Annotated in this window: 13 protein-coding genes; 5 read left to right on the plus strand and 8 right to left on the minus strand. The window is 72.9% G+C overall.

Features of this window, described 5'->3' with window-relative positions; all coding sequences use genetic code 11:
- Nucleotides 1–110: 110 nt before the first annotated feature.
- Entirely contained in the window at nt 111–1118 is a 1008-nt protein-coding gene (gene ligD / locus ACFXKZ_RS18875) for a non-homologous end-joining DNA ligase (RefSeq protein ID WP_380001787.1), read from the plus strand.
- A 93-nt stretch (nt 1119–1211) separates the two neighbouring features.
- Entirely contained in the window at nt 1212–1793 is a 582-nt protein-coding gene (locus ACFXKZ_RS18880) for a DoxX family protein (protein ID WP_380001788.1), read from the plus strand.
- A gap of 4 nt (nt 1794–1797) precedes the next feature.
- Here ACFXKZ_RS18880 and ACFXKZ_RS18885 read toward each other — a convergent pair whose 3' ends face one another.
- From ACFXKZ_RS18885 to ACFXKZ_RS18895, 3 genes are all read right to left on the minus strand, one after another.
- Nucleotides 1798–2841, minus strand: a complete 1044-nt coding sequence (locus ACFXKZ_RS18885) for a PHP domain-containing protein (RefSeq protein ID WP_380001790.1) — start codon at nt 2839–2841, stop codon at nt 1798–1800.
- Nucleotides 2842–2901: 60 nt separating this feature from the next.
- Entirely contained in the window at nt 2902–3090 is a 189-nt protein-coding gene (locus ACFXKZ_RS18890; RefSeq protein WP_380001792.1) for a DUF1059 domain-containing protein, read from the minus strand.
- An 80-nt stretch (nt 3091–3170) separates the two neighbouring features.
- Nucleotides 3171–4412 carry an MFS transporter gene (locus ACFXKZ_RS18895; RefSeq protein ID WP_380001794.1) on the minus strand — a complete coding sequence of 414 codons (1242 nt, stop codon included), beginning with the start codon at nt 4410–4412 and terminating at the stop codon, nt 3171–3173.
- 92 nt (nt 4413–4504) lie between these two features.
- Here ACFXKZ_RS18895 and ACFXKZ_RS18900 point away from each other — a divergent pair, with 92 nt between their 5' ends.
- The gene (locus ACFXKZ_RS18900) at nt 4505–5116 is read left to right on the plus strand and encodes a TetR/AcrR family transcriptional regulator (RefSeq protein WP_380001796.1); all 612 of its coding nucleotides are present in this window, start codon (nt 4505–4507) and stop codon (nt 5114–5116) included.
- 34 nt (nt 5117–5150) lie between these two features.
- Here ACFXKZ_RS18900 and ACFXKZ_RS18905 read toward each other — a convergent pair whose 3' ends face one another.
- The 4 genes from ACFXKZ_RS18905 to ACFXKZ_RS18920 all read right to left on the minus strand — a co-directional run bounded on the left by ACFXKZ_RS18905 (nt 5151) and on the right by ACFXKZ_RS18920 (nt 10392).
- Entirely contained in the window at nt 5151–5993 is an 843-nt protein-coding gene (locus tag ACFXKZ_RS18905; protein WP_380001798.1) for a CAP domain-containing protein, read from the minus strand.
- Nucleotides 5994–6116: 123 nt separating this feature from the next.
- A complete protein-coding gene (locus ACFXKZ_RS18910) occupies nt 6117–7724 on the minus strand; it encodes a sigma-70 family RNA polymerase sigma factor (protein ID WP_380001800.1) in 1608 nt (535 codons plus the stop codon).
- A 125-nt stretch (nt 7725–7849) separates the two neighbouring features.
- Nucleotides 7850–9424 carry an FAD-dependent oxidoreductase gene (locus ACFXKZ_RS18915; protein WP_380001802.1) on the minus strand — a complete coding sequence of 525 codons (1575 nt, stop codon included), beginning with the start codon at nt 9422–9424 and terminating at the stop codon, nt 7850–7852.
- A gap of 200 nt (nt 9425–9624) precedes the next feature.
- Nucleotides 9625–10392, minus strand: a complete 768-nt coding sequence (locus ACFXKZ_RS18920; protein ID WP_380001804.1) for an IclR family transcriptional regulator — start codon at nt 10390–10392, stop codon at nt 9625–9627.
- A 388-nt stretch (nt 10393–10780) separates the two neighbouring features.
- Between ACFXKZ_RS18920 and ACFXKZ_RS18925 the strand changes: the two genes are divergently transcribed.
- Together ACFXKZ_RS18925 and glpK are read left to right on the plus strand one after the other, a co-directional pair.
- Nucleotides 10781–11491, plus strand: coding sequence for an MIP/aquaporin family protein (locus tag ACFXKZ_RS18925; protein ID WP_380001806.1), 711 nt, complete (start codon nt 10781–10783; stop codon nt 11489–11491).
- 52 nt (nt 11492–11543) lie between these two features.
- Nucleotides 11544–13070: a glycerol kinase GlpK gene (glpK, locus tag ACFXKZ_RS18930; protein ID WP_380001808.1), complete on the plus strand. Its 1527-nt coding sequence runs from the start codon at nt 11544–11546 to the stop codon at nt 13068–13070.
- Nucleotides 13071–13215: 145 nt separating this feature from the next.
- On the opposite strand, the gene ACFXKZ_RS18935 is transcribed toward glpK, so the two are convergent.
- Complete coding sequence (locus ACFXKZ_RS18935) at nt 13216–14472, minus strand: alpha/beta hydrolase (protein ID WP_380001810.1); 1257 nt, start codon at nt 14470–14472, stop codon at nt 13216–13218.
- Nucleotides 14473–14606 lie beyond the last annotated feature (134 nt).

A 14606-nucleotide genomic window follows, 5' to 3' on the forward strand; every position in this document is an offset into this window, starting at 1 on the left:
GCGCGGGGCCCGGAGCGGTCGCCTCCGCAGCGGCCGTGCAGAGACAAACCATGGCTGAACGGGGCGGCATCAAATGGGACGAAATTGTATGAATCCGCCTACCCTGAGGCATGAGCGAGGCCGAGGAATTCGAGATCGACGGCAGATCCGTCCGGGTGAGCAGTGTCGACAAGGTCTACTACCCCGAGCGCGGATTCACCAAGGGAGACCTGGTCCGCTACCTGATCGCGGTCGGTGGCGGCATGCTCCGGGGCCTGCGCGACCGGCCCACCACGCTGCAACGCTTCGTGCACGGCGTCACCGGCGAGTCGTTCTTCCAAAAGCGGGTGCCCAAGAACCTGCCGGAATGGATCCCCACCGCCCGGATCACCTTCCCCAGCGGCCGCTTCGCCGACGAGATGGCCCCGGACACCGTGGCCGCGCTGGTCTGGGCGGCCAACCTCGGCACCCTGACCTTCCACCCCTGGCCGGTCCGCCGCACCGACACCGAACACCCCGACGAACTGCGCATCGACCTGGACCCGCAACCCGGCACCGACTTCGCCGACGCGATCCATGCCGCGCACGCGATGCGCGAGGTGCTGGACGAGTACGGATTCACCGCCTGGCCGAAGACCTCCGGCGGTCGTGGCCTGCACCTGTACGTGCCGATCCGCCCCGACTGGGAGTTCACCGAGGTACGGCGCGCGGTGATCGCGCTGGCCCGCGAGCTGGAGGCGCGGATGCCCGACCGGGTGACCACCGCCTGGTGGAAGGAGGAGCGCGGCGAGCGCATCTTCGTCGACTACAACCAGATGGCCCGCGACCGCACCATCGCCGCCGCCTACTCGCCCCGCCCCACCGTCCGCGCGACCGTCTCCGCGCCGCTGACCTGGGACGAGGTGGACGACGCGCACCCCGACGACTTCGACCTGGGCAGCATGCCGGCGCGCTACGCCCGGCTCGGCGACGTGCACGCGGACATGGCGGAGCACGCCTTCGACCTGCGCCCGGCCCTCGAGTTGGCCGACCGCCAGTCCCGTGACCACGGCGTCGGCGACCTGCCGTACCCGCCGGACCACCCCAAGATGCCGGGCGAACCGCCCCGAGTACAGCCCAGCCGGGCCCGCGAACACTGACGCCGCCCGTCCCCCCGACGGCGCAGCACCGCAGGCGGGGGTGCCGGCGGCGAGCCGACACTGAGGGGACCCACACCCAGGAAGGCCCCTCCCATGTTGTTGTCGCTCCCCATTCGGCTGGTGAGGCGTACCCGGCTGTCGGTTCGCAAGGACGTAGGTCTGCTGGCGCTGCGCGTCGGCACCGGCGGTGTCCTGTTCGCGCACGGCTCGCAGAAGTTGTTCGGCTGGTTCGGCGGTCACGGTCTGAGCGGCACCAGCTCGGCGATGGAAAGCATGGGCTTTCGCCCGGGTCGGCAGAGCGCACTGGCGGCCGGGCTGGGCGAGGCCGGCGGCGGTGTACTGCTTGCGCTCGGCCTGGCCACCCCGGCGGCCGGGGCGGCGGCGGCCGGCGCGATGGCCGGCGCGGTCTCGGTGCATGCGCCCGCCGGGTTCTTCGCCCAATCGGGCGGCTTCGAGTACCCGGCCTTCCTGGGCTTCGTCGCGGCCGGGATCGGGCTCGCCGGGCCCGGGCGGTTCTCGATCGACCACGCGACCTGCCACGTGCTGGACCGGCCGTGGGTGGTGGGCCTCGCGTTCACCGGCAGCGCCGCGGCGGCGGCCGCGGTGATCGGGCGGCGCCAGGTGGCCGCGCGGGAGCGGGGCGACGCGGATTCGGGTTCCGACGCGGGGGAGTAGCGGGTCAGTCCCCCGCCGGGCGCGTCCAGGCGAGCAGTTCGTCCACCGGCCATGTGGTGATCACCCGTTCCGCCGGTACCTCGCACTCCTCGGCCCGCGCGCAGCCGTGCGCCTGCCAGTCGAGTTGGCCGGGGGCGTGTGCGTCGGTGTCGATGGAGAAGTACACACCCGCGGCCAGTGCGCGCCGGATCAGCCGGGTCGGGGGGTCCCGGCGTTCGGGGCGGCAGTTGATCTCCACGGCGGTGTCCGACTCGGCGCAGGCCGCGAACACCGCCTCGGCGTCGAAGGTGGACTCCGGGCGGCCCTTGCCCTGGATGAGTCGGCCCGTACAGTGCCCGAGCACGTTCACCCGGGGGTTGCGCACGGCGGTCAGCAGGCGGTGGGTCATCGCCGGGGCGTCCATGCGCAGTTTGGAGTGCACCGAGGCGACGACCACGTCGAGGCGGGCCAGGAGTTCGGGCTCCTGGTCCAGCGAGCCGTCGTCGAGGATGTCGCACTCGATGCCGGTGAGCAGGCGGAACGGGGCCAGTTCGGCGGCGAGTTCGGCGACCACGTCGAGCTGCGCGCGCAGCCGGTCGGCGGTCAGCCCCCGGGCCACGGTCAGCCGGGGGGAGTGGTCGGTGAGCACAGTCCACTCGTGGCCCAGGTCCCGGGCGGTTCGGGCCATCACGTCGATCGGGCTGCCGCCGTCGGACCAGTCCGAGTGCATGTGGCAGTCGCCGCGCTGCGCGGCGAGCAGCGCGGCGCCGGTGGTGGGCAGCGGCGACGGACGGGCCTCCAGGTCGGCGAGATAGCCCGGGACCCGGCCGGCCTGCGCCTGCTCGATCACATCCGCCGTCTTGGGGCCGATGCCCTTCAGCTCGCCCAGCGTGTGCCGGGCGACCCGGGTGCGCAGCTCCGCCGGATCGAGTCCGGCGATCACGGCGGACGCGGTGCGGAACGCCTTGACCCGGTACGTGGGCGCCTGGTCGCGTTCGAGCAGGAAGGCGATGCGGTCCAGCGCGGTCACGGGGTCCGGCGCGGACGGGGTGCTGTCGTGTCGGGGCATGCGTGGACTGTGGCCGCGCGGGGCGGCGGTAAACCGGCGGAATGCCTTTCCGGCGTACGGTCAGCGGCCGGGTTCCTCGTCCTTGAGGGACTTGCGGATTTCTTCGCGGAGTTCGGGGTTGTCGGTGTGGCCGTGCACCGTCTGGGCGTGCTGGGCGGCGGCCACGACGACCTCGTCCTCGGTGCCGGCGATGGTGAGGCTGCAATTCGTTTCGCTGGGGAAGTCCCGGCAGTCGACGACCTTGCGCATGATGTCCTCCAAGACGGCTCGTCCCCGAGTTTCCGAGGGCCATGGCCCCGGGCACGACGGCGCGAGGCCATGGTCCAATTTTAGGACGTTTTGTCGGTTTTTCGGGTCATGATCGCGCCAAGTGCGGAGGCCAGGGCGATCACGATCACGGCGATCGCGTAGATGTCGGCGGTGCGGCTCAGGCCGATCGGGGACACCGCCATGCCGGCGGCCACGGCGGGGAGGCTGAAGGCCAGGTAGTTGACCGTGTACACGGTGGCGAACAACTCGGCCCGGCGGCTCGGTTCGGCCAGTGTGGCGAGGATGCCGAACGCGCCGAGGAAGGCGCTGCCGAAGCCGATGCCCGCGATCACGGTGCCGACGAAGAACAGCGGGACGGAGCCGGCGTGCAGGGCGATCAGGGTGACCCCGAGGCCCAGTGCCAGGGTCGGCGAGCCGCCGGCCATCAGGACGGGCGACCTGCGACCGCCGAGCACGATCGAGGCGGCCGCGGTCGCGATCATCAGGGCGAAGACGACGAGGCCGCCGATCAGGTGGCTGCGCACGCCGAGGATGCCGGCCGCCAGCGACGGGCCGAGGGACAGGTACAGGCCGGCGACGGCCCAGGTGGCGACCAGGGTCGGGACGACGGCCAGGAATCGGCCCCGGGTGCCGGACGGGACGCCGACCCGGGGGCGCAGCGAGGCGAGCGCGCCGGGGTGCGGCCGGGCGGTCTCCGGCATCACCGCGACGGCGGCGATGCCGATCAGGAACAGCACGCCGAGGATGACGAAGACCAGCGTGCGGGGCGCGGGGGCGTACTCCACCAGCAGGCCCGAGCCGAGGGCGCCGGCGCCGAGCCCGATGCCGGGGCCCGCGCTGTTGACCAGGGTGGCCAGGCCCGGGCGGCGGCCGGACTGGAGGTCCATCACGCCGGCGCTGATCGCACCGGTGGCCGCGCCGGTGGCGAGGCCCTGTGCCGCACGGGCGGCCAGCAGCCACGGGACTCCGTCGGCGACCACGAACAGCGCCATCGCGACGGCCTCGGCGGCGAGCGCGGCGATCAGCACCGGGCGGCGGCCGACGTGGTCGGAGAGCGCCCCGACCACCATCAGCGCGATCAGCAGCGCCAGTGCGTAGAGCGCGAAGACCACGGTCAGGGTGGTCGCGGAGAAGTGCCATCGGGCTTGGTAGACGACGTAGAGCGGGGATGGGGCCGCCGCCGCGCACATGAAGGCGAACAGGATCCCGGCGAGTGTCCAGAACGCGGCGCGGCGGGATATTCGCCCGGATGTCGGAGCGGTCTGCGGGTGCGACCGGGTCGCGGGTGCGGCGGTTGTCACGAGTGTCCCCTAAAGCAAAAGACTTGGCTTTAGGGTGAGACTAAGCGCAGAGGTAGCCCTATAGCAAAGTTCTTTGCATTAAGATGACCCGCATGAACGCAGCCCCGGACCGGGTACCCGGTCCCAGCCGACCGGGCGGTCGCAGCGCCCGGGTGCAGGCCGCGGTGCATCGGGCGGCCACCGAACTGGTCTGCGAACTCGGCGCCGATCGGGTGACCATGCCCGCCGTCGCGGCTCGGGCGGGGGTCAACCCGACCACCGTGTACCGGCGTTGGGGCACGGTGGCCGGGCTGTTGGCGGACGTGGCGCTGGTCCGGCACGACACCGACCGGCCGCCCGAGCCCACCGGCGCGCTGGACGAGGACCTGGCCGGCTACGCGGCGTGGGCGCTGGTCGACTTCTCCCGGCCGGGCGGCATCGCGTTCTTCCGGGCCGAGGTGGCGCCGGACCCCGACGACCGGCGGGCCGGGCTGGCGAGGTGCCTGGACCGGTGCGCCGTGCGGATCGACGCGTTGCTGGCGAAGGCGGCCGAGCGGGGCCGGGTGGTCCCCACTCGGCAGCAGGTCATCGATCGCATCATCGCCCCGCTGTACTTCCGGGTGGTCTTCTCGATCCCGGACACGGACGAGGCGTATGCGCGGGCGCTGGCGGCCGACCTCCTCGACCACCCGCACTTCCGGCCGGATGGCGCCGCGGCGGGGTGAGACGGGGGCGGTCGTGCCTCGGCGGGTCGGGGCCTCAGCCGTTGGCGAACTCGTGCACGCCCCACCAGCCGCTCTCGTCGTGGAATACGCCGATACCCGCCTCCGTGTGGGAGGGGTCGGTCTGGTTGCGGTAGTGACCCGGGCTGTGCCGCCACATGTCCTGGAACTTCTCGGCGGCCTGGCGGGCGGTCAGGGCCGGGTCGCCCCACATCACGATGTTCTCGGCCACCCCGGTACGCCGGCCGGTGACCAGCGCGTCGGCCTCGCGGCCGGAGTGGGCGAAGCCGTTGCGGCGCATGTGCGCGGCCCAGGTGCGGGCGAAGGCGCTCAGGTCGGCGCTCGCGCGCAGCGGCGGCAGGCCGACCTTCGCCCGTTCGGCGTTGAGCAGTTCCAGCGACATGGCCTCGGCATCGGTGATCGACTGCGAGGGCGGGCGGTTGCCGCGCACGGTGGGGTTGGCTCCGGGCGGGCCATCGGCGGCGGACGCGGTGGTGGGGCGAGTGCCGGCTCCGGTCCCGGACTTGGCGTCGGTGCCGGGGCGACTCGTGGTGGTGGACGGGGCGGGCTTGCGGGTCGACGGGGCGGTGCTGCTCGGGTTGGTGCCGCCGGAGGGGGTCGGGTTGCCGGTCGAGGGTGGGGTCGTCGCGGAGGGCGTTGCCGATGCGGTGGGGTCGGCGGCCGGGACGGTGGCGCGCGGGGCGGCCGATCGGCTTGCGCCGTCGTGGTGTTCGGCGGATCCGCAGCCGGCCACGACGAGCGCGGCCAGGGCGGCGGCCACGGCCGTGGTGACGGCTCGGCGGTGGCGGTGTGCGGGGCGCTTGCGGTGCGTGGAGTGCTTCGGGTGCATGGGGTGCTGCGAGTGCTTGGGGTGCTGCACGCTGGGTGGCTCCTCGGAGGCTACGGCTCGTCGACCGGCCGGAACGCCGGTGACACCTGGGAGAGCCGGGGCGGGCGCGGGGATAACGGAAATCGGCGCGGTTTTTTTCCGGCCGGTCGCCGATCAGGCCGGTGCCGCGAAGAGTTGTGTCCAGAAGGTCGTGCCGCCGGGGCCGACCGTGACGCCGACGCCGAGGTCGGTGAAGCCGCAATCGAGGATGTTCGCCCGGTGCGCCGGGCTGCCCAGCCACTCGTCGACGACGTGTGCGGCGTCGGGTCGGCCCCGATTCAGGTTCTCGCCCCACAGCCGCCACCGGTATCCGGCGGCGGTGATCCGGGCGTCGGCGTGCACTCCGTCGGGGTTGACGTGGTCGTAGAAGCGTCGGACCGCCATGTCGTCGGAGTGTTTGCGGGCGGCGGTACGGAGGCGGTCGTCGACTCGCACCGGGGCGCAGCCGTGCTCGGCGCGCGCGGCGTTCACCAGGTCGACGACGGCGCGTTCGAGCCGGGCGCGGGTGTCGACGGGGGCGGTCGAGCGGGTCGTGGGCGGCGGTGTGGTTGCGGCGGACGGCTCGGTGCTCGGCGACGGGGGTGGGGTCGTGGCCGGCAGCGGTGAGGGCGGCGGGGGCGGCGTCGCGGCGACCGGTGTCGGGCCGGCCGCGCCCCGGGCCGGTGTGTCGTGATGGGGTCGGTCGAGGAGGACGACGGCGGCCAGTACGACGAGGACGAGCGCGACGGCGGCGATCGTGGCGGTATGCCGGAGCCGACGAGCCGGCCGAAGGTCGGCGTGGGCGGCCACCCCGCCATCGGGCCCGGTGCCGGCACCGGAAGCGCCGCCCGGGTCCGTGGCACCGCCCGAGCCCGCCGCGCCGGAAGCGTCGCCCGAGCCCGCCGCGCCGCCCGAACTCGCGGCCCCCGCCGGGCCCATCGCCCCGGCCGTTGCCGTGGCCGTCCCCGCCCCCGTGCACAGGTGCCACAGCGTTACCGTCGGCGGCAGCAGGGCCAGGCCCGCGAGTAGGCCCTCGACCGGGGCGAGGCCGCGGCGGTGGTCGCCGCAGGTCCGGCACGTGCGGGCGTGGCGGGTGATGCGCTTGCGCCACAGGGGGGTCGGGCTTCCGTTCCAGTCGGCGAGCAGCGCGGACAGCTCCGTGCAGCGCGGTGTGGCGGCCAGCGCGCGGACCACCACCCGGGCCGCCTCCAGCTGCTCCTTCATTCGCTGTACCCGGACCGCCGCGTGCGTGGCGGGCAGGTCCAGGGCGGCGGCGAGTTCGACCCGGGTGAGCGTACCGGCCGCCTCCAGCCACCACAGCGCGAGCAGTTCGCGGGTGTCCGGGTCCAGCCACCCGGTCGCGGTCGCCACATCGCGACGCTGGCCGGACAGGCCCAGCCGCAGGATCGTCAGGTTCGCGAAGTCGGAGCCGGGGTCGGCGTGTCCGGCCACTTCGTCCAGCGGGGCGGTGAACGCGCGGCGGGCGTGCCGGCGGCGGATCCGGTTGATCGCGATGGCCACCAGCCAGGACCGGAAACGCTCGGGGTCGCGCAGCCCGCCGAGGCCGGTGAGCGCGTCGACCATGGTCTCCTGCACCACGTCGTCGACGTCCGCGTGCCCGTCGAGGGCCCGGCCGACGATGTTGTAGATCAACGGCAGCCAGGCCGCGACCAGTTCGTCCCGGGCGCGCAGGTCACCGCCCCGGGCGGCGACGACCAGGGCGGTGTCGTGCTCGATCTCCACGTAGCCACTTCCGCTTTCTCGACCGGCGTGACGGGCCCACTCCCGTCCATCCCCACCAGGGAGATGCCGAGGATCGACGCGGATAACGGAAATCGCCGGACGAGTTCCGAGGAAGGTGATGCGGATCAGTGTGGCTTGGCCGCCAGCAGGTCCTCGACCCGGGCCCGCACCTCGGGAGTGTCCAGGCCGCGGATGGTCACCGTGGTTCGCCGGCGCAGCACGTCGTCCACCGTCATTGCCCACTCGTGGTCGCGGGCGTAGGCGGCCTGGGCCCAGATGTCCGGCCCGTCGGGGTGGATGCGCTCGCCGAGCGAGCGGTCGGCGCGCACCATCGCGGCCAGGTCGTAGGCCAGGTTGCCGTAGTGCGAGGCCAGGTGTCGGGCCACCGCCGGGTCGACGCCGTCCTCCGCGGTGGCCTCGCCGAGCAGCCGGTGGGCCACCGCCTCGGGGTTGGCCGAACCCGGCAGCGCCACCCGGCGCAGCGGGGTGGCCATGTCCTGCTCCAGTGCCACCACGCCGGCCTTGGCCAGCTTGTCCATGACGGTGCGGCCGATGTGCCGGTAGGTGGTCCACTTGCCGCCCGCCACCGACAACATGCCGCCGCGCCCCTCGCTGACCACCGTCTCGCGCTTGGCCTCGCTGGTGGCGCCGGCCCCGCCCGGCAGTACCCGCAGGCCGGCGAAGGCGTAGGTGATGTCCTCGCGGCGCAGTTGGTCCGGGTCGACGGCGTTGCCCGCCTCGTCCAGGATCTGCGCGATATCGGCCTCGGTCGGCGAGACCTTGCCGGGGTCGCCCTCGTACGCCTCGTCGGTGGTGCCGAGCAGCAGGTGCTCCTCCCACGGGATGGCGAAGGACACCCGGTACTTGTCGATGGGGATGGTCAACGCCGCGCGCCACGGCTGCTGTTGGCGCAGGACGAGGTGTACGCCCTTGGAGAGCCGGATGCTCGGCTCGGCGGCCGGGTCCTCCATCCGGCGCAGGTGGTCCACCCACGGGCCGGTGGCGTTGAGCACAACGCGCGCGTTCACCCCGAATTCGGCGCCGTCGAGGCGGTCGCGCAGTTCGGCGCCGGTGACCCGGCCGCCGGCGTCCTTGCGCAGGGCGACCACCTCGGCGTGGTTGAGCACCACCGCGCCCGCCTCGACCGCGGCGCGCACCGTGGTCACCGCGACCCGGCTGTCGTTCATCTGGTGGTCGCCGTACACCGCGGCGCGGCGCAGGCCCTCCTTGCGCAGGGCCGGGACGAGTTCGAGCGCGTTGTCGGGGCCGATCACCTTGCCCATGCCGTCGCCGAACGCGGACAGGGCCGAGTAGAGGAAGACGCCGGCGCCGAGTTTGGCCGAGCCGTGCGGGCCGTCCTTGTAGACCGGAACCAGGAAGGACAGCGGGCGGACCAGGTGCGGGGCGACGTCGCGGGCCAGGGTGCGGCGTTCGCGGTGGTTCTCGGCGACCAGCTTGAGGTTGCCGGTCTGGAGGTAGCGCAGGCCGCCGTGGACCAGTTTGGAGGACGCGGACGAGGTGGCGCCGGCGAAGTCGCCGGCGTCGACCATGGCCACCCGCAGGCCGGTCTGGGCCGCGGTCCAGGCCACCGCCGTGCCGAGGATGCCGCCGCCGATGACGAGCAGGTCGTGGGTGCCGCGCGAGAGTTCGGCCCGGCTGTGGGCGCGTGCGGGGACGGTCGGATCCGTGGCGGTGCTCATCACGCGTCTCATTTCCACTCGGCCGGCTACTACGGTGCGGGCGGGACGAGTCCCAAACCCAACCTATGCGGTCGGCATTGTCGAACGATGAACGACAGTTTTCCGGCCACGCGGGGCAGCGTCAAGTACGCCCGGTCGAGACGGGGGACCGAACGGGCGCGCCGAAGCCGGGTCGCGTCGCGAAGGCGATGCGCGCCGACTCAGTACGGGAACGACGCGCCCAGATCGCGCGAGATGGCGCGGGCCGCGTCGCGGACCGCGGCGACCAGGGTGGGCCGCGGGGCGCCGTCGGCGACGATACGTTCGACGGCGCCGCTGATGCCCACCGCGCCCACCGGGGTGCCGCGCCGGTCGCGGATCGGCGCGGCGATCCCGGCCAGGCCCAGGACCGATTCCTCGATGTCGCCCGCCCAACCGCGTTCGCGCACCGTGACGCTCTCCGCGTCCATCGCCGCCGGGTCGGTGATCGTGCGGGCGGTGAAGGCGACCGCGTCGGTCTCGTCCAACTCCGCGCGCGCGGCCGGATCGAGGGCGAGCAGGACCTTGCCCCACGCGGTGGAGTGCAGCGGCAACATCGCGCCTATCTCCAGCACTTGGCGGCTGTCGTCCGGCCGGAAGACGTGGTGGATCACCAGCACGCCGCCCTTGTGCAACACGCCGATCCGCACGCTCTCCCCGGTGCCGCGGGCCAGATCGTCCGCCCAGACCAGGGCCCGGGCACGCAACTCGTGCACGTCCAGGTAGGAACTGCTCAGCCGCAGCAGCTCGGCGCCGAGCTGGTACTTGCCGCTCTTGGGGTCCTGCTCCACGAACCCCTCCTGGTGGAGCGTGCGCAGGATGCCGTGCGCGGTGCCCTTCGCCAGACCCAGGGTGGTCGCGACCTCGCTCAGGCCGAAGCGCCGTTCGCCGCCGGCGAGCAACCGCAGGATCGCCGCTGCGCGTTCCAGCGACTGGATGGGACCGGGCATACCGACTCCTCCGTCGAAGATCAGGTTGGCAATGTAGAACAGCGGTCGTGGACACGCCGGCCGGGTCCGCGCCCGCCCCGTGCGCCGCAGGGCCCGTCGGGTGAGTCGAAGGCGAGATGTTCACCGACTCTTGACGGCGGCGCAACCCGCAGAGAACACTGCCGGACAGCGGTCGTCAATGTCGAATACCAGTCGAATACCCGTCGAGGACCGATCGAGTACCGGTCCCGAACACCAGTCGTAGTCATCCCGCAGACCGAACCGGGCCGGCCGACCGCTGTGACCGGTGCGCTCCCGTGGGTGCGCCGTGTGTCGTCCGGCGCCGTGTCCATTCCGGCGTCGCATCCCGCCGCCGGCCAACCGGTGTCATTCACGAAGGGGCTCAGTGATGACGAACGGCGACATCTTCGTCGGCGAGACCTTGGGTACGTCCATCCTGGTGCTACTCGGCGTCGGTGTGTGCGCCGCGGTGACGCTCAACCGGTCCAAGGCACAACACGCCGGCTGGTTGGCGATCACCTTCGGCTGGGGCTTCGCGGTTCTGGCCGGCGCGTATGCGAGCGTGTCCCTGTCCGGTGCGCACCTCAATCCCGCGGTCACGCTCGGGATCGCGGTCAAGACGGGAGAGTGGGACAAGGTGCCGCTGTACCTGGCCGGGCAGTTCACCGGGGCGGTGATCGGCGCCGTGCTGGCCTGGGCGACCTATCTCGGCCAGTTCCGGGAACACGGCGAGCCGGTACTCGGGGTGTTCGCCACCGCGCCGGAGATCCGCCACCCGATCCAGAACGTGATCACCGAGACGATCGCCACCATGGTGCTGGTCATCGTCATCCTCACCCAGGGCCTGACCAACGGGCTCGCGCTGTCCGGCACCGGCGTACTGATCACCGCGCTCCTGGTGGTCGGCATCGGGCTGTCCCTGGGCGGCCCGACCGGCTACGCGATCAACCCGGTCCGCGACCTCGGGCCGCGCCTGGCCCACTCGTTCCTGCCGATCCCCGGCAAGGGCGGCTCGGACTGGTCCTACGCGTGGGTGCCGGTGGTCGGCCCGACGCTGGGCGGGCTCGCGGCCGGCGGCCTGTACCGTCTCGCCTTCTGACCGTCCCCCACCCCACCCGACTCCCACGCTCGGATCCTTCGGAAGAGGAGCCATGTCCGACACGTACATCGCCGCGATCGACCAGGGCACCACGTCCAGCCGCTGCATCATCTTCGGCGCCGACGGCCGGATCGTCGCCGTCGACCAGCGCGAGCACCGGCAGATCTTCCCGCGCCCGGGGTGGGTCGAGCACGACGCCGCCGAGATCTGGAGCGTGGTGCAGGCGGTCGTCGCCGGCGCGCTGGACCGGGCCGGCCTGCGGCGGGACCAGATCCGCGCGCTCGGCATCACCAACCAGCGCGAGACGACCGTGTTGTGGGATCGCCATACCGGGGTCCCGGTACACAACGCCATCGTGTGGCAGGACACCCGCACCGACGCGCTGTGTCGCGAACTGGGCGGCAACGTCGGCCAGGACCGATTCCGGGTGGAGACCGGCCTCCCGCTGGCGAGCTACTTCGCCGGCCCCAAGATCCGCTGGCTGCTCGACAACGTCGAGGGGCTGCGCGAGCGGGCCGACCGGGGCGACATCCTGTTCGGCACGATGGAGTCGTGGGTGGTGTGGAACCTCACCGGCGGCCCGGACGGCGGCGTGCATGTCACGGACGTCACCAACGCCTCGCGCACGATGCTGATGAACCTGGAGACGCTGGACTGGGACGACCGGATCCTGCGCGCGATGGAAGTGCCGCGTTCGGTGCTGGCCGAGATCCGCTCCTCCGCCGAGGTGTACGGCACCGCGAAGGGGGTCCTGGAGGGCGTGCCCGTCGCTTCCGCGCTCGGCGACCAGCAGGCCGCGCTGTTCGGCCAGACCTGCTTCGAACCCGGCGAGGCCAAGAGCACCTACGGCACGGGGAGTTTCCTGCTGATCAACACCGGGCCGCGGATCGTGCAGTCGCACCACGGGCTGCTCAGCACGGTCGGCTACCGGCTGGGCAAGGACGCCCCGGTCTACGCGCTCGAGGGCTCGATCGCGGTCACCGGCTCGCTGGTGCAGTGGATGCGCGACCAGATGGGGCTGATCGCCACCGCGGCGGAGATCGAGACGCTGGCGCTGACCGTGGAGGACAACGGCGGCGCCTACTTCGTGCCCGCCTTCTCCGGGTTGTTCGCGCCGTACTGGCGCTCGGACGCGCGCGGGGTGATCGCGGGGCTGACCGCCTACGTGAACAAGGGGCACATCGCCCGGGCCGTCCTGGAGGCCACCGCGTGGCAGACCCGGGAGGTGGTGGACGCGATGGAGCGCGACTCGGGCGTCGAGTTGGCCACGCTCAAGGTGGACGGCGGGATGACCGCCAACAACCTGCTCATGCAGACCATCGCGGACGTGCTCGACGCTCCCGTCGCCCGCCCGTTCGTCGCCGAGACCACCGCGCTCGGCGCCGCGTACGCCGCGGGTCTCGCGGTCGGCTACTGGCCCGACCTCGACTCGCTGCGGGCGAACTGGCACCGCGCGGCGGAGTGGACCTCGCGGATGGACGAGGCCACGCGCGAGCGCGGCTACCGCAACTGGCGCAAGGCGGTGGACCGGACGATGGACTGGGTCGAGGAGCCGGACGCGCGTCGCCGCACGTCCTGAACGGCTCCCGATCGACGGCAAGGCGGTGACCCGGGCCGGCGCGTGGCCGACCCGGGCGGGGCGACCCCGGCGCGTGATCGGCGCCGGGGTCGGCGCACCGGCGTACCGGCAGGCCGGTCATCGGTGCACCGGCGGGCGTGCGGCGTCAGCGCGTCGGCAGGTGTCGGGCGAAGAACCCGTGTACGTGCCGGCGGACCGTGGGAATCGACCGGGTCGGGGCGATCGCGCCGACCAGCGTGTCGCGGTCGGTCGGCGTCATCCGGCCCGACGCCACCAACTGCGGCGCGATGGCCGCGTAGTCGGTGAATACGGAGTGCGCCGACGAGCGCATCCGCCGCCGGGGAATCGGGTGGCCGGAGCGGTCGAGCAGCGCCGACCAGGAACGCTCCAACACGGCGTGCTCCGGGAAGCCGTCGGTGTCGATCAGCAACAGCGGCCGATCGGCCCCGTCGCGGGCGACGGGGTACAACTCGCCCACCTGCCCGGGCACCCGGGGCGGATGGTCCAGATAGCCCTCCAGGTTGATCGCGGCGGCGACACGGCGGTCCTCGGCCATCGTCTCGGCCGCGGTGGTGCCGCCCGCCGAGTGGCCGTACACACCCACCCGGCGGTGATCCAACACCCGGTGCAGATCCGCCGGGAGCGGGCGGCCGGTCGGGTCCGGGTTGCCGCCCGCGGCGAGCACGGCCACCTGCTCTAGGACGAACTTCGTGTCCGCGATCCGCGTGTCGATCATCGTGTCGGCGATCGTGGGATCGTTGCGGGGATCGAACCGGAACACGGTCCACCGCACCCGGTCCCGCCCCGCCAGGTCGACCGGGAACTCCACCACCGCGGCGTCCCCCGGGTGGTCCATGGTCACCACCACGTAGCCCCGGCTCGCCAGTTCCTCGGCGAGCCCGGTGCCCATCCCGCGCGGATCGCCGCCGCCGGGGCTGTACAGCAGCACGGGGCGCCGCGTGGTCTGCGCGGGTGCGTCGATGTAGGAGTGGGTACGGGTGGCCGCCCAGTCCACCCCCGTCGACGGCAACTGCGGATGGCTCAGCGGACCGGCCACGGCGAACTCCCGCGCGGCGGCCTCGGGTAGCTGCGCCGCGACGGTCCGTCCGGCCACACCGCGCGCCGGGTAGTACAGGGTGATCATCATCTCCCGGACCGCGATCGGCTCCCACGGGTCGGTGCGGGAACGATCGACCAGATACAGCGTGGTCGTGCCGACCGGATGCGGGCCGGTCGGCGCGGGCAGTCGCAGCTCGCCGGGCACCGACGGGTCCGCGCCGCCCGACTGTGCCCGCGCGGGCCGGGCCCGGACCACGCCGCCCGCGAAGAGCAGCGCGGCGGCCGGTATCGCCGCCCCGAGGATGCTTCGCCGACCGATCGCGGGACCTGCTTCGTGCACCATGGATCCTCCTCGTGTCGCCCTACCCGGGTCCCCCGGAGTGCCCGGTGACCTGCATAATTGCGGCTTCGGCGGGCGTGTGGCCGAAGTCGGGGCAGGACCCGAAGGTTGGCATCCGAGGGGAGCCGCACACGAGG

Source organism: Embleya sp. NPDC059237 (genome assembly GCF_042754105.1).
Lineage (GTDB): Bacteria > Actinomycetota > Actinomycetes > Streptomycetales > Streptomycetaceae > Embleya.

Excerpts from the sequence above, each read along its gene's own strand:
- ACFXKZ_RS18920 (WP_380001804.1), bottom strand. The coding sequence starts at position 10,392 with ATGCCCGGTCCCATCCAGTCGCTGGAACGCGCAGCGGCGATCCTGCGG.
- ACFXKZ_RS18915 (WP_380001802.1), bottom strand. The coding sequence starts at position 9,424 with ATGAGCACCGCCACGGATCCGACCGTCCCCGCACGCGCCCACAGCCGG.
- ACFXKZ_RS18885 (WP_380001790.1), bottom strand. The coding sequence starts at position 2,841 with ATGCCCCGACACGACAGCACCCCGTCCGCGCCGGACCCCGTGACCGCG.
- ACFXKZ_RS18925 (WP_380001806.1), top strand. The coding sequence starts at position 10,781 with ATGACGAACGGCGACATCTTCGTCGGCGAGACCTTGGGTACGTCCATC.
- ACFXKZ_RS18900 (WP_380001796.1), top strand. The coding sequence starts at position 4,505 with ATGAACGCAGCCCCGGACCGGGTACCCGGTCCCAGCCGACCGGGCGGT.
- ligD (WP_380001787.1), top strand. The coding sequence starts at position 111 with ATGAGCGAGGCCGAGGAATTCGAGATCGACGGCAGATCCGTCCGGGTG.
- ACFXKZ_RS18880 (WP_380001788.1), top strand. The coding sequence starts at position 1,212 with ATGTTGTTGTCGCTCCCCATTCGGCTGGTGAGGCGTACCCGGCTGTCG.
- glpK (WP_380001808.1), top strand. The coding sequence starts at position 11,544 with ATGTCCGACACGTACATCGCCGCGATCGACCAGGGCACCACGTCCAGC.
- ACFXKZ_RS18935 (WP_380001810.1), bottom strand. The coding sequence starts at position 14,472 with ATGGTGCACGAAGCAGGTCCCGCGATCGGTCGGCGAAGCATCCTCGGG.
- ACFXKZ_RS18890 (WP_380001792.1), bottom strand. The coding sequence starts at position 3,090 with ATGCGCAAGGTCGTCGACTGCCGGGACTTCCCCAGCGAAACGAATTGC.